17 protein-coding genes are annotated in these 19,488 nt (G+C 63.4%); 12 read left to right on the top strand and 5 right to left on the bottom strand.

Going from position 1 to position 19,488, the window contains the following annotated elements:
• Nucleotides 1-1,623, top strand: a complete 1,623-nt coding sequence (locus GJB56_RS00510; protein WP_113682327.1) for an amidohydrolase — start codon at nt 1-3, stop codon at nt 1,621-1,623.
• A gap of 65 nt (nt 1,624-1,688) precedes the next feature.
• Nucleotides 1,689-2,927, top strand: coding sequence for an HNH endonuclease signature motif containing protein (locus GJB56_RS00505; protein ID WP_113682326.1), 1,239 nt, complete (start codon nt 1,689-1,691; stop codon nt 2,925-2,927).
• Nucleotides 2,928-3,015: 88 nt separating this feature from the next.
• Here the strand turns inward: GJB56_RS00505 and GJB56_RS00500 are convergent, their stop codons facing one another.
• The 3 genes from GJB56_RS00500 to GJB56_RS00490 are packed head-to-tail and all read right to left on the bottom strand — an operon-like array spanning nt 3,016 to nt 6,105.
• Nucleotides 3,016-4,035: a DUF2804 domain-containing protein gene (locus GJB56_RS00500; RefSeq protein ID WP_020968864.1), complete on the bottom strand. Its 1,020-nt coding sequence runs from the start codon at nt 4,033-4,035 to the stop codon at nt 3,016-3,018.
• Nucleotides 4,036-4,037: 2 nt separating this feature from the next.
• Nucleotides 4,038-4,790, bottom strand: coding sequence for an isocitrate lyase/PEP mutase family protein (locus GJB56_RS00495; RefSeq protein WP_007730096.1), 753 nt, complete (start codon nt 4,788-4,790; stop codon nt 4,038-4,040).
• Between the two features lie 46 nt (nt 4,791-4,836).
• The gene (locus GJB56_RS00490) at nt 4,837-6,105 is read right to left on the bottom strand and encodes a cytochrome P450 (protein ID WP_020968863.1); all 1,269 of its coding nucleotides are present in this window, start codon (nt 6,103-6,105) and stop codon (nt 4,837-4,839) included.
• A 128-nt stretch (nt 6,106-6,233) separates the two neighbouring features.
• Between GJB56_RS00490 and GJB56_RS00485 the strand changes: the two genes are divergently transcribed.
• The 4 genes from GJB56_RS00485 to GJB56_RS00465 are packed head-to-tail and all read left to right on the top strand — an operon-like array spanning nt 6,234 to nt 11,145.
• On the top strand, nt 6,234-6,869 hold the full coding sequence (locus tag GJB56_RS00485) for a TetR/AcrR family transcriptional regulator (RefSeq protein ID WP_020968862.1): 636 nt from the start codon (nt 6,234-6,236) through the stop codon (nt 6,867-6,869).
• 9 nt (nt 6,870-6,878) lie between these two features.
• The gene (locus GJB56_RS00480; protein ID WP_020968861.1) at nt 6,879-8,291 is read left to right on the top strand and encodes a hypothetical protein; all 1,413 of its coding nucleotides are present in this window, start codon (nt 6,879-6,881) and stop codon (nt 8,289-8,291) included.
• A gap of 13 nt (nt 8,292-8,304) precedes the next feature.
• The gene (locus tag GJB56_RS00475) at nt 8,305-9,717 is read left to right on the top strand and encodes a hypothetical protein (RefSeq protein WP_113682325.1); all 1,413 of its coding nucleotides are present in this window, start codon (nt 8,305-8,307) and stop codon (nt 9,715-9,717) included.
• 48 nt (nt 9,718-9,765) lie between these two features.
• Nucleotides 9,766-11,145 (top strand): hypothetical protein, encoded by a 1,380-nt coding sequence (locus GJB56_RS00465; RefSeq protein WP_230091108.1) that lies wholly within the window; start codon nt 9,766-9,768, stop codon nt 11,143-11,145.
• Here GJB56_RS00465 and GJB56_RS00460 read toward each other — a convergent pair.
• Complete coding sequence (locus tag GJB56_RS00460) at nt 11,102-11,527, bottom strand: NUDIX hydrolase (protein ID WP_031331804.1); 426 nt, start codon at nt 11,525-11,527, stop codon at nt 11,102-11,104. The genes GJB56_RS00465 and GJB56_RS00460 overlap by 44 nt on opposite strands.
• A gap of 190 nt (nt 11,528-11,717) precedes the next feature.
• On the opposite strand from GJB56_RS00460, the gene GJB56_RS00455 reads away from it, so the two are divergent.
• Genes GJB56_RS00455 through mnhG form a run of 6 tightly spaced genes read left to right on the top strand, consistent with a single transcriptional unit; the run spans nt 11,718 to nt 18,057 of the window.
• Nucleotides 11,718-14,555 carry a Na+/H+ antiporter subunit A gene (locus tag GJB56_RS00455; RefSeq protein WP_019744494.1) on the top strand — a complete coding sequence of 946 codons (2,838 nt, stop codon included), beginning with the start codon at nt 11,718-11,720 and terminating at the stop codon, nt 14,553-14,555.
• A complete protein-coding gene (locus tag GJB56_RS00450) occupies nt 14,552-15,184 on the top strand; it encodes a Na(+)/H(+) antiporter subunit C (RefSeq protein ID WP_019744495.1) in 633 nt (210 codons plus the stop codon). The genes GJB56_RS00455 and GJB56_RS00450 overlap by 4 nt, the downstream gene beginning before the upstream one ends.
• The gene (locus GJB56_RS00445; protein ID WP_069146183.1) at nt 15,181-16,881 is read left to right on the top strand and encodes a Na+/H+ antiporter subunit D; all 1,701 of its coding nucleotides are present in this window, start codon (nt 15,181-15,183) and stop codon (nt 16,879-16,881) included. The genes GJB56_RS00450 and GJB56_RS00445 overlap by 4 nt, the downstream gene beginning before the upstream one ends.
• Nucleotides 16,878-17,450 carry a Na+/H+ antiporter subunit E gene (locus GJB56_RS00440; RefSeq protein ID WP_003945063.1) on the top strand — a complete coding sequence of 191 codons (573 nt, stop codon included), beginning with the start codon at nt 16,878-16,880 and terminating at the stop codon, nt 17,448-17,450. The genes GJB56_RS00445 and GJB56_RS00440 overlap by 4 nt, the downstream gene beginning before the upstream one ends.
• Nucleotides 17,447-17,716 carry a monovalent cation/H+ antiporter complex subunit F gene (locus GJB56_RS00435; RefSeq protein ID WP_003945061.1) on the top strand — a complete coding sequence of 90 codons (270 nt, stop codon included), beginning with the start codon at nt 17,447-17,449 and terminating at the stop codon, nt 17,714-17,716. Before GJB56_RS00440 ends, GJB56_RS00435 begins: the two co-directional genes overlap by 4 nt.
• Complete coding sequence (gene mnhG, locus GJB56_RS00430) at nt 17,713-18,057, top strand: monovalent cation/H(+) antiporter subunit G (protein ID WP_003945045.1); 345 nt, start codon at nt 17,713-17,715, stop codon at nt 18,055-18,057. Before GJB56_RS00435 ends, mnhG begins: the two co-directional genes overlap by 4 nt.
• On the opposite strand, the gene GJB56_RS00425 is transcribed toward mnhG, so the two are convergent.
• Nucleotides 18,023-19,390, bottom strand: a complete 1,368-nt coding sequence (locus GJB56_RS00425) for a phosphatase PAP2 family protein (RefSeq protein ID WP_019744497.1) — start codon at nt 19,388-19,390, stop codon at nt 18,023-18,025. The genes mnhG and GJB56_RS00425 overlap by 35 nt on opposite strands.
• Nucleotides 19,391-19,488 lie beyond the last annotated feature (98 nt).

The raw sequence follows: 19,488 nt of genomic DNA, 5'->3' as shown, positions 1-19,488 counted from the left end.
ATGGCTGCTGATCTGGTTCTGTACGGCGACATCGTGACCATGCACGAGGAAGCACCACGCGCCCAGGCGCTCGCCGTGACGGGCGGCCGGATCACAGCCGTCGGCGCGCGCACGGACGTCGAGGAACTGGTGGGGCCGGATACCCGCGTCGTCGACGTCGGAGGTGCCACTGTTCTGCCGGGGTTCATCGAGCCACACGGTCACCCTTTGGAAGAAGCCATCGTGCTCGGGCCTGACGTCGTCGACATTCGGCCTGTCACGATCGCCGAGGCGGACGCCGTAGTTGCTGCCGTCGTCGACACTCTTCGTTCGCGAGGTGCTGCCGGCGCTTCTTTGAACGGTTGGGACCCGTTGCTGCAGAAGGGCCTACCCGACCCGACCATCGACTGGCTGGACTCCGTAGCGCCGGAGTACCCCCTCGTGATCATGCACAACTCGGGACACGTCGCGTATTTCAACACGGCGGCAGCAGTGCAGGCCGGCATCACCCGCGATACCCCCGATCCGATCGGCGGATCGTACGGCCACGACGCGACGGGCGCACTCGACGGATCCGCGTACGAAATGCCCGCGGTATTCGCAGTCGCGGGCCACGCAGTCACTATCGGTGATGACTTCCCCGCACTGGTGGCGGCCGAATGCGCCCGGCTGAACGCCGCCGGAATCACCACCATCGCCGAATTGTCGTTCGACCCCAAGATGCGGCCCGCCCTGGCAGCGATAGCCGACGCCGGACTGCTCACCACCCGCCTGCGGCTCTACGAGATGTCCAACGACGCGCGCACTACCGAGGCGTCACCGGGCGACGGAAACGACCTGGTGCGCCAGATCGGCATCAAGGTCTGGTCCGACGGTTCACCGTGGGTCGGCAACATCGCCACCAGCTTCCCGTATCTCGATACCGAAGCCACCCGCGCGCTCGGGATCGCCTGCACGCACGGGCACGCCAACTACACCGGCGAACAGATCCACGACATCAGTTCCGCCTACTTCGTCAAAGGGTGGCAGATGGCGTGCCACGCCCACGGCGACGACGCGATCACCATGGTTCTCGACGCGTGGGAGCAGCTTCTGAAGGAACACCCCCGGCCCGATCACCGGTTGCGTCTCGAACACGTCGGCGCGATGCGTCCGGATCAGTTCGCCCGCGCAGCGGAACTGGGCGTCACGGTCAGCATCTTCATCGACCACCTGCACTACTGGGGTGACGTTCTGGTGGATGACCTGTTCGGCCCCGAATACGGATCCGTCTGGGCCGCAGCAGGTTCTGCGCTGGCAGCCGGGCAACGATTCACCTTCCACAACGACGGTCCCGTCACCCCCGCCAATCCGCTACGGAATATGCAGGACGCCGTCACCAGACTTTCGCCCAGCGGCCGCGTCGTCGCACCCCAGGAACGGATCCCCGTGGACGCAGCTGTGCGCGCCCATACGGTCAACGCCGCTTGGCAGCTGTTCAGCGAAGATCACATCGGGTCCATCTTTCCCGGCGCCTACGCGGATCTTGTTGTGCTGTCGGCAAATCCCCTCGACGTCGAGCCGACCAGGCTGGCCGACATCACGGTGCTCGCCACCATCCTGGAGGGTCGGACGGTGTACGGAGACCTGAGCGCGATCGGCTGATCTCGAACTCAAAGTAGTCCGTTTTGTCCCTGGCTCTCGAAAGTATGTTCGATTAAACTTTCGGTATGAACAGTCGGGAAGCATGGCAGCTGGATGGCGAGGACCTCAAGAGTGAGGTTCTGGATCTGGTGCGTGCCCGGCACGAGTTGCAGTCGCGGATGGTGTTGTTGATCGTGGAGATGTTTTCCCGGGAGGTTCTTGGCGGGAAGGGTTTTCGGGCGATCGCGCAGTGGTTGCACGGTTCGACGAATTTGGAGATCGGTGAGTGCAGTCTGCTGGTCGGGTTGGCGCGGTTGTTGATGCTCGAACCTGTTGTGGGCGATGCGTTTCACCGGGGTGATGTGGATGCGTTGAAAGCCCGTCAGGTGGCGTCGTTTTGTCAGCATCCGCCGAAGAACATGACCCTGGCGGATGTGGACAAGGCCCGGGGGATTCTGCTTGGCCTGGCGTCGAAGAACATTGCCGATTGTGATGCGGTGCGGGCGGCGATTCGGCGGATCGAGAAGCAATATGGCAAGCGTGAGGATGGTGTTCCGGTCGGGGAAGATTCGGAGCGGAATGAGTTCTACGCCTCGAAAGGCTTGTACGGCAGAGTGACTGTGAAGGGTGATCTGGATGCGGTGAACGGGGCGCGTCTGATCACGTTGTTGTCGAGTCTGTCGGCTCCGACGCCGGAGAGGGACGGTGTCAAGGACACCCGTACTCCTGCATTACGGCGTGCGGATGGGTTTTGTGAATTGTTGCGCCGGTATGAGCGGGCGGGGTTGGGTCCGATCGAGGGCGGAGTGAAACCGCACATCACGGTGACCGCGTCGGCGAAAGACATGACGGACCTTAAAGTTCTGAAAGACCTGTTGCCGTCCACTGAGGAGTTGGGGTTTGCGTGGACGGATTGGGTGGGTCCGATCAGTATCGACACTGCCCGGATGCTGGCGTGCGACTGCACCGTCACCCGGATCCTCCTGGATGAGAATGGTGTTCCGCTCGACTGCGGTAAGGAAGCGAGAACGGCGACGGTGCCGCAGCGCCGGGCTCTTGCGGTTCGGGATGGCGGGTGCGCGTTTCCGGGGTGCGGGACTCCGTCGGGGTGGTGCGATGCTCATCATATTGTTCACTGGAATGATGGCGGCCCAACGGATCTCGACAATCTGATCTTGTTGTGCGGTCATCATCATCGGACGATGCATCACACGGAGTGGCGGGTGGAGATCGGCCCGGATCGAAAGACGGTGTTCTACCCGCCGATGTCGATCGATCCGTATCAACAGCCGATCGGCGGGAACAGCCCACCCACAGCAGCCTGAAGTGAAACAACTCGAGACGCGAGCACCGGGGCACGATCATGCCCCGGTGCCCATGCTGCGTTCCGTCATCTTCGCGGAGATGTACGGCCTACCAGCGGTTCCGAACCTCCTCGGCAAATCCGAGGAGATCTCGAACGGCCACGGAGGTACCGTCGTCGAGGATCACTGTGCCGGAGAACTTTCCGAACACCTGATGCTGAATCGAACGCAGTACCCCGACGTCGAAAGTCGCGGCACGGTCGATGATCGGCTCGAAAGTCATCTCGAAGCGACCATCGTTGCTCGAGAAGTTCCACGGAGCGCCGTCGTACGTTCCCTGCGGGATGCCGAAGTCGATCCTGTCCAGTTTGTGTGCCCGACCGCCGACAAACACGATGTTCTCGCTGGCCGCCGTCGTGTCGCCGAAGCCGTAACCGATGTTGAATCCGAACCGCTCGCCGTTCACCAGTCCGGATGCAGAACCCCAGTACCAGGTGTTGTCGTAAGTCCAGACTCCCCTGCCCCAATCGAGAACGCCGAACGAGTCTTCCGAGCGAAATGTGAAGTCGTCGCTCCCGATTCGCACGGTCCCGGCAGCGGGCAGGCAGTTGATCTTCTGGTTGTAGTAAAACGATCGGGACGCCTTCGGAAACGGTGTGGCGATCACCATCCGGTCATCGACAGGACCCGCCAGGAACAAATCGGCATGAAGGCCTCGCCCACCGTCGAAAGCCGGGTAGTCGACAATCAGGTGGCGCCCACCGTCCACATGGCGAAACTCGAAGCGAGCTTTACCTTTCGACACCACCACATCACCGTCGTCCGCGCTTTCGGGCAGACCGAGCCTTCCCATCGGGAACGGCAGCATCACGTTTTCGGTGATCTCGTGTGGTGTTCGGAAATCGAGCCAGGAGACTCCGAGCAAGCCCATGTACCCGTTGTCGGCGACGGTCAACGCGATGCCGTAATCCGCAGTGAGAACGCAGTAGTAGTCCCACTCCTTGATCCGGAACTTGGGAGCGGTGATCGCAGAGCGTCGATACTTGCGAATCTCCGATGGGGCCCAACCCGTCTCGACCAAATGTCCGCGATCGTCGAGAAGCGGGCCGGGCGACATCAGTGTCTGCATTCTTACTTCCAGCGTCCCAAGATCTCGTTCGCACGGTTGGCCAATGCCATCTGGAAGAACGGACCGAAGCTCACACGTGCCACTCCGAGCGGACCGAAACTTGCCGGATCGTCCTGGTCCGGGATTCCGATCGCATTGATCGGAAGTGGAAGTTCGGACGTCAGGCGGCGCTGGGTCGCGTCGTCATGCCGCCCGACGGGGTAAAGAACGTCGGCGCCGGCGTCGGCCGCCAGCTTGAGGCGTGCGATGGCGCGATCGACACGATCGGACTCGTCACCGACCTGCTTCACGAACAGGTCGGTGCGCGCGTTGACGACAACGTGAACTCCGGCTGCGTCGGCGGCCTGACGAAGCCCACCCACGAAGTCGGCGTGCTCCTGCGCCTCACGCAAGCGTCCGCCTTCACTGTGGACGGTGTCCTCGATGTTGAGTCCGACAGCGCCGGCATCGATCAACCCGTCGATGAGAACTGCCGGCTCGAGCCCGTAACCACCCTCGATGTCCACCGAGATCGGGGCGTCGACCGCACCGGTGATCTGCTTGATCCGGTGCAGAAGTTCGTCGAAGGTGATGCCCTCGTTGTCCGGCTTGCCGATGGAATCGGAAACCGGGTGGCTGCCCACCGTCAGGGCTGCAAAACCGGCAGCCACCGCAAGATTCGCCGACCACGCGTCCCAGACCGTCGGGAGAATGACCGGGTTACCTGGCTGGTGCAACGCCAGTAGAGCAGTTGCCTTGTCGTTGATCGAAGTCATGCGGTGGCTCCTCGAGATCGTGGGGTGTACCTCTCACCTACCGACTCTAGTGAGCGACCGGGCAGCCTGTGCTCTTGTAATCGACCTGGAACTCCTTGATGCCGTTGATCCAACCCGAGCGCAGACGGCGCGGATCACCGATCTTGGTGATGTCCGGGACGTTGTCGGCGATGGCGTTGAACATCAAGTCGATCTCCATGCGAGCGAGGTTGGCACCGATGCAGAAGTGCGCGCCCGTTCCGCCGAAGCCCAAGTGCGGATTGGGGTTACGGGTGATGTCGAACGTCATCGGGTTATCGAACACGTCCTCGTCGAAGTTCGCGGAGCTGTACAGCATCACCACGCGCTGCCCCTTCTTGATCGACACTCCTGCCAATTCCGTGTCCTCGAGCGCGGTGCGCTGGAAGGCGGTGACGGGTGTCGCCCAACGGACGATCTCGTCGGCCGTCGTCTTGGGACGTTCCTTCTTGTACAGCTCCCACTGCTCGGGGTTGTCCAGGAACGCGATCATTCCGTGCGTGATGGCGTTGCGGGTGGTCTCGTTCCCTGCGACCGCCAGGATGAGCACGAAGAACCCGAACTCCTCCGGGCTCAAAGCGTCGCCGTCGATGTCGGCCTGGACCAGAGTCGTGACGATGTCATCTGCCGGACAGGTACGACGCGCGTCTGCCATTTGGTACGCGTATCCGAGGACCTCGGTGGACGCGACTGCCGGATCACCCTGGTATTCCGGGTCGTCGTAGCCCATCATCTCGTTGGACCACTTGAACAGCTTGTCCCGATCGTCCTGCGGTACACCGATCAGATCCGCGATCGCCTGGAGCGGCAGCTCGCTGGCAACCTGCTTCACGAAGTCGCCCGGGCCTTCGCTCACAGCGGTGTCGACGATGCTGCGCGCACGACGATCCAATTCGTCGCGCATGCCGTTGATCGCGCGCGGCGTGAACAGCTTCGAAATCAGCTTGCGGAGCTTGGTGTGCTCCGGCGCATCCTTGTTGAGCAGAAGATGCCGGAGCATCTCGACGGCCTCACGTGGCATGTCGTCGGCGAAACGCGCGATCGCGGTGTTCTCCCAGCTCGAGAACACATCGCTGCGCTGGCTGACCTCTTTGACGTCAGCGTGACGCGAGACCACCCAGTAGCCCTCGTCCTGGAATCCACCAACGGTCGGCGGCTGCTCACACCACCACACGGGCGCGCTTCGACGCAGTTCGGCGAATTCTTCGAAAGGGATCCGCTCCCCGAGGACAGCAGGATCGGTGACGTCGAATCCGGCCGGTAGGTCAGGCGTGCGAGTTGTGTCCGAGATGGTCATGGCGTCCTCTGATCGGTCGATTGTGCGCTACACCACAGAGTAGCTTTCACTAACGGGCTGTCAAGTGAAAGACGGAGAGTCTCGTGCAACTGACCCGTGAGAGCCCCCGCGGCACTAGGATCCCGGTAATGACAGATACCTCCGGCAGACTGACGCTGCGAGAGAAGCAGAAGCAGCGAACCCGCGCAGACCTCGTGGATGCCGCCGGCGCGCTCTTCACCGAACGCGGATACGCGGCTGTCACCGTCGAGGACATCGCCGGCCGGGTCGGTTGCAGCCGCGCCACCTTCTACCTGCACTTCCCCGGCAAGATCGACATACTCAAGGCCCTCGGCTCGAACACGGTCGTATCCAGCACGCTCGCGATATTCCAGGATCTCGACCACGTACTCGATTCCGGTTCGCGCGAAGAATTCGCCGGCTGGATCAACCGCGCTCTCGACTGGTGCCGCGATCACCACCACATGATGCGGGCATGGGACGAGGCCATGGTCCTCGAACCCGAATTCCGAACACTGGCACGTGAAGGCATCTCTGCACTGCCCAACGCGATGCCGTCGTACCTGGCACGCTGGCCGCAGAGCCGACACGACGAGGCGAAACTCCGGGTCGAGCTCCTGCTGACACAGATCGAGCGCTTCTTCATTCGGTGGGCGGAACAGGGCGCGATCACCGCGGGTGCGGACGTCGCAGCAGACGTTCTCACCGACATCTGGTTTCCGGCACTCACGCCGCCCACGACCGATGTTGCGGCGCCGCGATAGGTTGGCCCGATGCCACTCGACCTTCGAGCGATCCTCACCACCGTCGCTGCACTCCTGTCCGGGATACTCGCGGCGCTGGCCCTGACCAATCCCGTTCTTCGCGACTGGGCCATCGTGGCCTCCCCGTCGGAAGTAGATCGCTGGATCAGCAGCGGACCGACTGCTGTCGGACTCGGCGCCGTGATCGCCGTGCTTGCCTGCGCCCTCTCACAACGTCGCGGGTCCCGTCGGGCGGCGTGGATCGCGATCGCCGCCGGCGTCGCCGTCATCGCGATCGTTCGGGCAGTCGTACCCGAAGTTGCGTCACTGGACCTGCTGATCGCCTTGATCATCGTCAAAAGTGTTGCAGCCGGCACCATTCTGGGCTGCGTGGTTGCCGTCAGTTGGGACCGCACTGCCACGAAGAACGCGACACTCCTCGGCGTGCTCGCCACCTTCCTCGCGATCCGCACGTTCGCCGGTGGGACAGCCAGGATGACGACGTCTTCGGTGGGTGAGCCGTCGTGGTGGCTGATCGGCGCCACGGCCGCAGCAGCAATCGCCTGTGCAGTGACCGCGCAAGCCGGCTTCCGGATTCGCAAGCCGGACTCGGGTGAAATCCGCATCGCTCTCGTGGTGATCACCGCGCTGGCGATCGGGCATCGAGTGCTCGGCGCCGTGATCGACCGCCAGCAATACGCGTCCGAGGCGACCGCCTGGATCGTCATGGTTTTGGCGGCAGGCGCTGCGCTCGCCTTGACGTGGATCGCCGCTTACCGCCTCGGCGACGCCTCCGGTGCTGGTGGCAAGTTCCTCTGGGCGGCAACCGCACTGGCCGCTGCGTCGGCCCCGCTCTTCGTCGACATCGCGAAGGGTTCCGGCCACTGGGGAGACCTGAAGTCCCCTTGGGTACTGGTGCTTTTCGCGGCCCTGCCGGTTGCCGTCGGATTGAGACTGCACAAGCAGGTGCCAAACTTCGTGCCCATCGCCGTTCTCGTTGCGGTTCCACTGTCGGAACTACTGCCCTTCGACTCCGCGCACGGCGTCTGGTCAATCGCGCTGAAGATCGCCGCGCTGGGCCTCGCCGCCGGTTTACTGTTCGGTTCCCTTGCTCCCGGCAGCCTGGTCGACGCCACACTCGGAATCGCCATTCCCTTTGCCGCGATGACCTTCTCGTCGATCGCCATTCTCACCGATCAGCTCTCTTTCCCACCGATGATGACGTCGATATACATCCAAGGCCAGCTCGACATCGATGCGGTCTCTCCCCACGGCGACGGAGGATTATTCGGACGCGGCATCGGAATCACCGTCGACTACGTCACCGCTCAGACTGTCGGCACTGCAATCCTCTTCGCCCTGATCATCGGCTTCTGTGGTGCGGCGATCCTTCGACGATCCCACCCACCCGTCGAGGTATCGGAACCCACCGAGACCGCCTGATCGGGACAGACCGATGACCATCGACCTCCGGTCATGGACCGGCGCCCTCGCGGCCTTTCTCTCGGGAATCCTTGCCGCCGTGGCGCTGACGAACCCAGCGCGAATGAGATGGCCTGTTACCGAACCGCAGTCGAAGATCGACCAATGGATCAGCAGCCAATCCACCAGCGTCGTGGTGGGTGCCATCGTCGCCGTAGGGGCCTGCGCGTATCTCCAGCACCGCGGTTCTCGCAGGCGTGCGTGGGCGTTTGTGTACTCGGGCGTCGTCGTGTTGATTCTGATCAGATTCCTCGCCGCCGAAGAAGTCGGTCTTGATCTGCTGAGCGTTCTGGGTTTCGCCAAAACCATTGCAGCCGGACTCATCCTGGGCGGCGCTGTCGCCGCATCGTGGGACAGCCGCCTCGGACGCAACCTGCTGATCATTGGCGTGGTGTCGACGTGGTTGGCCGCGCAATCGTCCACCGGCGATTTGATACCCGTCAGCACGTCGTCCATCGGCGAACCTGCCTGGGCACTTCTGTTGCTGACCCTGATCTGCGCAGTGGCGTGCGCAGTGACAGACGACTCCGAATTGCGGATCAGCGAAAGCGAACCGGGCGTCGCCGCAGCCGCTCTGGCAGTTGTCACCGGCCTCGCCATCACCCAACGGATTCTGAGTTCGGTCGTCGACCGGCAAGAGAACCCACCGACGTTTTCGGGTTGGCTGGTCATGGTCGCGTCCACCGTCGCCGTCCTCACCCTGACCTGGTTCTGTGTGAGGAGACTGGACACAACTTCAGGCAGTGGCGGATTCCTTTGGGCTGCACCCGCTGTTGGAGCCGCCGCCACGACGGTGTTCGCGGATCTGACCGACCGCTTCTTTCTCGACGGTGACCGAACCTCGCCGTTGGTGATCGCTGCCCTCGCGATCATCGCGGTCGTCTTCGGGTTGTCGCGTTCTCGACACCGGGATCGCACGATCGCAGGCCTGGCTCTGCTGGCCGCGATCCCGTTGTCGGAGTGGATCTTCGACGGCGAACACGAACTGGCTCTGTTGCTCCGGATCGTCACGCTGGGCCTCGGATCGGGATTACTGCTCGGATCCGTTCTGCCGTCGAATCCCGTCGCAGCGACGCTGGGGTTGACGATTCCTTTCACTGCCCTGGTCTTCATGTCGATCGGGCAGCACGAGATCGAGACAGTGTCGTCAACGTACGTCAAGCACGATCCGTCATCGACGTACTTGCAGGACGAGTCCGGACTGCGAGCCTACGTCGACGCAACCGCGCCCGACGCAGCCTTCCGGGCCGAGGCCGCGACCATTGCCTACGCGTACGAGGCGCCGCCACGCTCCGACGGCGCGGCACTCCTGATGTGTGTAGTCGTCGTCGCCACCGGGATCGCGCTCCGCCGCCGCAGCCCCGTTGACACACCGTCACCGGACTGAGACCTCCTATTGCGGTGCAACTGGTACCGGATTGACTATTTTGGAGCAGTGCCCATCGCCCGCAGGACGCTGCTCGTCGCACTGAGTGGTGTGACTGCATTCGTCGTCACCGTCGTCGCTTTGGCACCGTTCGTGAACAGCCAGTCGACGTCGATTTCGACGGGCGACCGATTCTGGTCCATCTCGACCATCGGCGCCGGCGTCTTGGCTGTCGTCGCGGTCGGGACAGCCGCGATGATGGCCCGTTGCCGATTGCGGACCGCGGCCATGACGGTCTTCGGTGGGCTCCTCCTCGAACTGCCCGGGCTCTACGATCACAACTTCGAGGCACTCTCGCCCGTCGGTGCGGGAGTCGCTGTCGGCGCGGTGACGGTTGCTGCCGCTCCCCGGGTTCGAGCTGCCTCGGTCGCGGGAACGATTGTGGCCGTGCATGTCTCGGATTCACTCCTGGACGAAGACGCAATTCCTCGGCGGTACGCGGACTACATCGCCGACAACACCAACCAGTTTCAACCACCGGTGTTGGGGGCAACACTGCTCGCGCTCGCTTTGGCCGCCGCCTGCGTCGCCGCGTTCTGGTTCCACGATTTCGACAAGGACCACCCCAAGGAACGGATGGCCGTTCGGCCGGTGACTATCGCGGCGGTGCTCACTCTCTTCGGGGTCGCGGCGAATTGGTGGTTCGAGATCACCACCGTCACGGCGGCCGTACCCCTTCTACTCGTCGCGCTCGTAATCACGGTGATCTGCGCGCGGGTGCTGGGCGACGGCGGTCGAATCCTGCTGATGTGTACCGCCGCCGTCGCAACTCTGGCGGCGGTGTCGGCGAACCGTCCCGCAACCGAAGCCATGGAATGGTCGAAAACCCCCGCCTCGACCGCCGTCGTGATCGGCGTCGTCATCGTCGCCGCGGCAGCAATCGGCGCGATCGCTCCCTCGCGGGTCGTCGGCTACGGATTGCTCCTGGCGGTGACGGTCGCCGGGATCGTCAGCTACGCCACGTCGCCGTCGCCGAAGATCGGTGACGTTCTCACGATCAGCGATCTTCTTGTCGCCTTCACCTCTGCGGTCGTCACCTACGCGATCGCCAGCGCGATGTACCGAGAGCCACCGCGGACCGGAGCGTCACGAGCCCTCGTCGGACTCGGTGTCATCTTCGGCCCGACGGCGCTGGCCCTGCTCGTCTATCCGCAGTTCGACTACGGATGGACGGCGTACACGCCGCTCGACGAGAACAAGCCGTTCAACGGCATCACGACGCTCGGCCCGTTCGAAATCTCGACCGACATCCTGATACTCGACGCCGTGGCACTGATCATCGTGGCCGTCTGCGCCTATGCAAGTCTGCGCTTGCGGCGAGTCAATCGATCCGGACCTCCGCCGATCAGTCGATCAGATCCATCGACGCCAGGCGATGGAACACTTTGAGCGATCCCGGCGCCACCTCGTCCATCGCTGCGTACTCGGCGAGCGTGAAATAGCGGAACTCGGCGATCTCGCTGGTCGGGCGCGGGTCTCCGGCCATCTCCGCCAGATAACAACTCATGTGCAGGCCCGTGTCCGCGGAATGTCCGAAAGCGTGAGCCTCGAAGACGTCGAGGAACGTGACCGTCCCGTCGACCAGATCGACGTCGAGTTCCTCCCGAATTTCGCGGTGCAGTGCCTGCTCGGGCGTCTCACCCGGGTCGATCTTTCCGCCGGCCATGTAGAACGCGGTCTTGCCCACGGAGCGGGTCTGGATCAGCTTGCGGTCACGAATGTGCGCAAGGGCGGCGGTACGGATGATCGTGGTGGGAGTCGACGAATTCACGTCGTCCAACCTACGTGTATCAGCGAGTGCCGATGATGTCCGAATCGACTCGCTGCACATCGAAACTGCCACGCCCGGTAATATGTACGCAAAGACAACCTCTCCGACAAGGTGAATTGTCTCGTTAATCCGATAGGTTCGATTTTGTTCGGACACCCCGCCGCCCGCTGACAACACGACGGAGTGCCTTTTGCTCGCTATCTTGCTTGCCCATGCCGTTGCCGCCCTCTTGGCTCCGCTTGTGGTGCGCAGGTTAGGGCGAAACGGCTTCTTCCCCCTCGCGATAGTCCCCCTCGCCAGCCTCGGCTGGGTCATCGACAAATGGGGCACCGTCGAGACGCTGCACATCACCTGGGTTCCCGGCCTGTCGATGGACATCGACTTCAGGTTCGACGCGCTTTCCGCCATCATGGCCGTGCTCGTCCTGGGCGTCGGCACGCTGATCCTGATCTACTGCGCCCGCTACTTCAACGACGACGAACCTCGACTCGGCATCTTCGCCGCCGAGATGGTCGCCTTCGCGGGTGCCATGTTCGGACTCGTGACCAGCGACAACATGCTGCTTCTCTACGTGTTCTGGGAACTGACGACGGTATTGTCGTTCCTGCTCGTGGGTCACTACGCCGAACGCGCCACCAGTCGCCGCGCCGCGACCCAGGCACTGCTGGTCACCACCGCCGGTGGTCTGGCGATGTTGGTCGGCATGATCATCCTCGGCCAGGTCGGCGGCAGCTACAACCTGTCCGAACTGGTCGCGAACCCGCCGACGGGGTGGCTCCCGTCCGTCGCGATCGTCTTGATCCTGATCGGTGCGCTCTCCAAATCGGCAATCGTGCCCCTGCACTTCTGGCTGCCAGGTGCGATGGCCGCGCCCACCCCTGTCAGCGGTTATCTTCACGCGGCAGCAATGGTCAAGGCCGGTATCTACCTCGTCGCGCGCCTGGCTCCCGGGTACGCCGATTCGCCGCCGTGGCGCATCACCATCATCAGTTTGGGTCTGCTGTCGATGATCCTCGCCGGTTGGCGAGCCATGCGCGCGTACGACCTCAAACTCGTCCTCGCCTTCGGAACCGTCAGCCAACTCGGCTTCATGATGGTCCTGGTCGGCATCGGCACGCGTGACGCCGCCTTGGCCGGCATGACGATGGTCGTGGCGCACGCGATGTTCAAGGCCGCACTCTTCATGGTCGTTGGCATCATCGATCACACCACCGGCACCCGTGACCTGCGCAAACTTGCTCACCTGGGTAAAGCGGCACCCGCTCTCGCGATCATCGCGAGCCTCGCTGCCGCCAGCATGGCCGGTCTACCACCGCTACTCGGATTCGTCGGCAAGGAAGCCGCACTCGAATCAGTTCTCGAAACGAACGCGCTCGGCCACTGGTCGTCGATCGCCGTCGTCACGGTGATCGTGTTGGGCTCGATCCTGACCGTCGGCTACAGCGTCCGCTTCATCTGGGGAGCCTTCGGGCGCAAGACCTTGAGCAAGCCGAGTCCGGCTGTGAGCAAGATGCACAAGCCGGGTTGGCTGTTCCTGTTCGCGCCCGGCCTACTCGCGGTTCTCGGTCTGGCCGCCGGCATTCTCTCGCCCCAGCTCGAGAAGCTGCTGACGCCGTACTCGACCACACTGGCCCCCGGACCGCACGCCGACTACCACCTCGCGCTGTGGCACGGATTCAACACTCCGCTGCTGCTCACCTGCATCGTCATCGCCGGCGGCATCGCGCTCTACATCGCGCAGCGTCAGATCAGCCGCCTGCATTTCGAGCACCCGCCGCTCGGCAACGCCGACCGTATCTACGACGCGACCCTGCGCGGCATGGACACCATCTCGATGCGCCTGACCGGTGCCACTCAGCGTGGTTCGCTCCCCCGCACGCAGTCGACGATTCTTGCGACGCTGGTCGTGGTGCCACTGTTCCTGCTGATCATCGACACCGATGGCGGCGGAGTCGACCTTCGGATGTGGGATTCACCCATCCAGTTCACTATCGCGCTGATGATGATTTCGGCCGCCATCGCCGCGACGCTGATGCGCAACCGACTCGCCAGTGTCATCCTCGTCGGACTCACCGGCTACGGCTGCGGCGTGTTGTTCGCGCTGCACGGCGCACCCGACCTCGCGCTGACCCAGTTCCTCGTCGAAACCTTGACCCTCGTGATCTTCGTGCTGGTACTGCGGAAGTTCCCCGCAGAGGTCGACGAGAGCAAGGCAATCGGCTTCAAGTGGCCGCGTGCCGCACTCGCCGTCGCCGTCGGTATCACCGTCACCACCATCGCGGCCTTCGCCACCAATGCGAGAAACACTCGTCCGATCTACGAACTGCTTCCCGACGCGGCCTACGACCTGGGCAACGGCAAGAACGTCGTCAACGTCCTACTCGTCGACATCCGCGCATGGGACACGCTCGGTGAGATCTCGGTGCTGCTGGTCGCGGCAACCGGCGTCGCCAGCCTCGTGTTCCGCAACCGCCGCTTCGGTATCGCGCCGCGAGTCGCGGACGCCCCCTCCGTCATCGTCGACAAGGCAGCCGCCAACTCGGACACGACGTGGTTGCGCGGCGGAGACCTCATCGATCCTCGACACCGTTCGCTGGTTCTCGAGGTCACCACGAGGTTGATCTTCCCGACCATCATGGTGTTGTCGATCTACTTCTTCTTCTCCGGTCACAATGCCCCCGGCGGCGGTTTCGCCGGAGGCCTGACGGCGGGCCTCGCCCTCGTGCTGCGTTACCTCGCTGGTGGCCGCTACGAACTCGGTGAAGCCGTACCCATCGACGCGGGCAAGATTCTCGGCCTCGGTTTGGCGCTGGCCGCGGGCACCGCCCTGGTGTCGCTGTTCCTCGGCGCTCCGGCGCTCTCGTCGGCTGTCTTCGAGTTCACGCTCCCACTCATCGGCCACGTCAAACTGGTCACCGCACTGTTCTTCGACCTGGGCGTCTACCTCATCGTGGTCGGCCTGGTCCTGGACGTACTCCGAAGTCTCGGCGCCCGCCTCGACGCAGAAATCGAGGTGAAAGCACCATGAGCGCAAATATCGGAATGCTGATCCTGATCGGCGTCCTCACGTCGGCCGGTGTCTACCTGCTGATCGAACGAAGCATCACCCGGATGCTCCTCGGACTGCTCCTGTTCGGCAACGCCATCAACCTCTTGATCCTCACTGTTGGTGGATCGGACGGGAATCCGCCCATCGTCGGCCGAGATTCGGTCCACGAGGAGATAGCGGATCCGCTCGCCCAGGGCATGATCCTGACGGCCATCGTGATCACGATGGGTATCGCCGGCTTCGTTCTGGCACTGGCGTACCGGTCTTACAAGATCAACACCGCCGACGCCGTCGAGGACGATCCCGAGGACACCAAGATCCTCAAGCGTCGCCTGCCTGCCGACGCTCCCGACCACGACCGCTCCGACGACCCGGTCACCGGTGCCCCGAGCATCGGCGGTGACGCATTCGACAAGGACGGCAACCCTATTCCCCTCGAACAACTGGTCAACCTCGAGGACATCGAATGCTACGACGACCTCCACGACGGCGACTTCGAGGACGAACCGGTACCCGACTGGGCCACCGACCTTGCTCGTAAGAAGGAATCCGAGAAGCGGCGCAAAGACGCTCGCCAGACCAAGATCGAGGGAGGTGGCGGCGCATGACCATCTCGGACAACCTGATGGGAGCCCTTGCGCCCCTGCCCGTCCTGATCCCGATGCTGGCCGCAGCTGCGACGCTGGTTGTCGGCCGACGTCCGCGTTTCCAGCGTGTCATCACACTGATCGCGCTCATCGGCGTCGTCGCGGTGTCTGGCTTGCTGCTCTACCTCGCCGACCGCGACGGTACGACGGCCGTTCAGGTCGGCGGCTGGGACTCCCCCATCGGCATCACACTCGTCGTCGACCGTCTCTCGGCGATGATGCTCGTGGTCTCGTCGGTGGTGTTGCTCGCCGTCATGATCTACGCGATCGGTCAGGGTATTCGCGACGGCAGCGAGGCCCAGCCGGTCTCGATCTTCCTGCCGACCTATCTCGCATTGACCGCCGGTATCTCGAACGCGTTCCTCGCCGGTGACCTCTTCAACCTGTACGTCGGATTCGAGGTTCTGCTCGCCGCGAGTTTCGTGCTCCTGACGCTCGGTGCCAGCGCCGACCGCGTTCGGGCCGGTGTCTCGTACGTGATGGTCTCGATGGTGTCTTCGCTGATCTTCCTGGCGGGCATCGCCTTCGCCTATGCGGCGACCGGCACCCTCAACATGGCCGACATGGCCCTGCGCTTCGACAACATTCCGCCGGGCACACGAACCGCCATCTTCGCTGTCCTGCTCGTGGCGTTCGGCATCAAGGCTGCGGTCTTCCCGCTGTCGGCGTGGCTACCGGACTCGTATCCGACCGCGCCCGCACCGATCACCGCCGTCTTCGCCGGGTTGCTCACCAAGGTCGGTGTGTACGCGATCATCCGCGCGCACTCGTTGCTGTTCCCGCAAGGAGAACTCGACAACGTACTGATGGTGTGCGGCCTGCTCACGATGGTGGTCGGCATCATGGGTGCCATCGCGCAGAGCGACATCAAACGTCTGCTCTCGTTCACACTGGTCAGCCATATCGGTTACATGATCTTCGGTATCGCACTGTCCACGACGTCCGGGCTGTCCGGCGCGATCTACTACGTCGCCCACCACATCATCGTGCAGACGACTCTCTTCCTCGTCGTGGGTCTGATCGAACGACAAGCCGGGTCGTCGTCGCTGCGCCGACTCGGCGGTCTGGCGGCCGCCAGCCCGATCCTCGCGATCGTCTTCCTGATCCCGGCACTGAATCTCGGTGGTATCCCGCCGTTCTCGGGCTTCATCGGCAAGGTCGCGCTCCTGCAGGCCGGTGCGGCCGACGCCAGCGCGCTGGCCTGGATCCTCGTCGCCGGCGGCACGATCACCAGCTTGCTGACGCTCTACGCCGTCGCCCGCGTGTGGACCAAGGCCTTCTGGCGAGCCCGCGCCGACGCGCCCGAAGGTGACCTCGCCGACGTCAGCCCGTCAGCACTGATCGACGAGTCCGAAGAGGACATCGCGTTCGTCGACCGCGAGGACGTCGGCAAGATTCCGGTCTTCATGCTGATTCCGACGGTCGGACTCGTCATCGTCGGCCTGGCACTGACGGTGTTCGCAGGCCGGATCATCGACATCAGCGACAGAGCGGCGAAGGATCTGCAAGACCGGTCCATCTACATCGACGCGGTTCTCGGCAACCACCGACCCGTGCCGGTCGACGAAGCTCCCGTCGCTGCAGACGACCCTGCTGTAGCTCCCAGTACCGACGCCCCGAACACCGATGTCCCGAACACCGAGGAGGCTCCGCGATGAAACGCGAACAGGTACTCCGCGTCGGGATCCTGCTGTGGCTGATGGTCGTATGGATCCTGTTGTGGGGCAACATCAGTTTCGGCAACATCTTCGGCGGACTCGCCGTCGGCCTGATCATCATGGTCCTGCTTCCCCTCCCCCGTGTACCGGTCGAGGGTCGGGTACATCTGCTGTCGATTCTGCGTCTGCTGTGGATGATCGTGTACTACGCGATCCAGTCGAGTATCCAGGTCGCGTGGCTGGCGATCCGTCCGTCGCCGCCGCCGGTCACCGGAGTTCTGCGTTACCAACTCGGGATCAAGTCCGACCTGGTTCTCACGCTGTGCATCGACGTACTGAACCTGATCCCGGGCACCATGGTTCTCGAGATCGACCAGAACCGGCGCATCGTCTACGTCCACGTGCTCGACGTCGGATCGCAGAAAGCCGTCAGCGCGTTCTACCGCTCGGTGGAGGATCTCGAGCGGTTGTTCATCGCGTCGTTCGAACGTGATTCGGACTGGCAACCCAGCCCGTGGCACCAGCGCGACTACGAATTCGATGCACCCCGGCAGGAGGACCAACCATGAACGGGTTCATCACCACGATCTTGATCATTTCCGGAGTGATTCTGCTGATCGCCGCCGTACTGACCACGTTCCGATTGCTCGACGGTCCGAGCTCACTCGACCGCCTCGTCGCTCTGGACACGATCATCGCGGTCTCGATGTGTGGACTCGCCGTCTGGGCCGCGTACAGCAAAGACACCACTATCGTTCCCGCGATCGTGGCGCTGGCACTGGTCGGCTTCATCGGTTCCGTGTCCGTCGCGCGCTTCCGGGTGAGTGACCAGTGATCGGCAACATCCTCGACACGATCGGGGCCATCTCCATCTTCCTCGGCGCGCTGCTCGCGCTGACCGCCGCGGTGGGAATCGTTCGCTTCCCCGACACCCTGCGTCGTATGCACGCGGCCACGAAACCTCAGGTGGTCGGACTGATCCTGGTTCTGATGGGCGCCGTGTTCCTGCTTCGTGGGAGCGTCGACATCTGGATGTTGGTCCTGGTGGGCATTTTCACGCTGCTGACCGCGCCCGTGATCGCGCACAGCGTCGGCCGAGTCGCCTACCGCGAACAGCGCGAAGAGGACGACCTCATGAAGATCAACGAGCTGGAAGACCCGGACTCTCTCCTGTAGCGGCATCCCACTCGCCGTCGCGCTCGCCCCACACCGCAAGTGCAGTGCCGGGGCGGGCGAAGAAGGTGGCGAAGTACGCGACCGACATGAGAACCAGGACAGCCATCAGCAGCGGTCCGAAGATCGCCGGGTACTCGGCCATCTGCACCGCAGCGAACCGGTACGAGAGCAACAACCCCGCGAGTAGTGCCGAGCCACCGATCAACAGACGCACTCGGAACCACCCCCAGCCTCGCTCCGGATCCCGTAGCGCCGCATCGAGGGTCAAGCACAGGACGGCACCGGCAATGAGGTCGACGCCGTAGTGGAATCCGAAGCCGAGCGTCGCGGTCAGGGTCGCAACGAGCCAGAACGATCCCAGGCTGCGAATCCACCACGGTCCGCTGCGCGAGTGGATGAACAATGCGACCGCCCACGCGGTGTGCAGGCTCGGCATGCAGTTTCGCGGTGCGGCGTCGTCGAACGGCAGCGACGACGGTGATGCGAAGTCGAAGTTGGGCACGATGTTCGGCCAGTAGTCACCGATCTGGAATCCGAACCCACGCGGACCGAAGGCGAACACCGGACCGACCACCGGGAACAGGACGTAGAAGATCGGGCCGATCAGCCCGATGAGCAGGAACGTACGCAGCAGGTGATGCGACGGCCATCCCTTACGTGCTTGGTAGAGGGCAACCACGATCACCGCGACGGGCAGTTCGACGTAGATCCAGTCGAGGGCTGCTGCACCGACGGGGCCCATGGCGTCGACGATCTGGCCCATCACCCACGACGGATTCCCGAGAGCCTGGTCGGCGAGGAACACGTACTCGTCCCACACGTCGGTGCCGACGAGAATGGTGATCTCCAGCCACGTCTCGGCAACCTTGGCGGCGATGATGAGCAACGCGCCGAGAGCGACGCCGTGCAGAACGCTGAGTCGACGCTCGCCGGACAACTTCCACACCGCGTACACCGCGATGGCCGTCAGCACCCAGGTGCCGCCGGTGCCCATAGTCAGCGGTCCACCCGAGAACCAGCGGATCGCGCCGACGACCACGTCGATGACAACGGCCGCGGATACCGCGTAGATGCGTTCTTTGTTGTTCAGCCCAACCAGCGCGAGAGCGAGACCCACCCAGGGCATGGTCGCCGAGCGAGGAACGAGGAAGTAGTCACCGAACAGGCTTTCCACCGGGCCGAGATAGCCCTTGTACGACGCGAACGCCTGCACACCCAGGACCAGCACGGTCAATGCTGCTGTGCCGATCAGAAGGAGTCGATGAGAACTCGACCACGAACGATCCGACTGTCCGGGTACGCCCCCTCGTTGGGACCAACTGTCTATCAACACCGGACAATAGTAAACGCCGTGTGAACCGAATATGGACGCAGACTGGACAATCGGTCTGTATGCCCGTATTTCGACCCTACGAAACCATCGGCAACACG

Source organism: Rhodococcus sp. AQ5-07, assembly GCF_009707305.1.
GTDB lineage: Bacteria > Actinomycetota > Actinomycetes > Mycobacteriales > Mycobacteriaceae > Rhodococcus_F > Rhodococcus_F erythropolis.
Note: the sequence above shows the minus strand (reverse complement) of the source record. Positions and strands in the feature narration are given on the sequence as shown.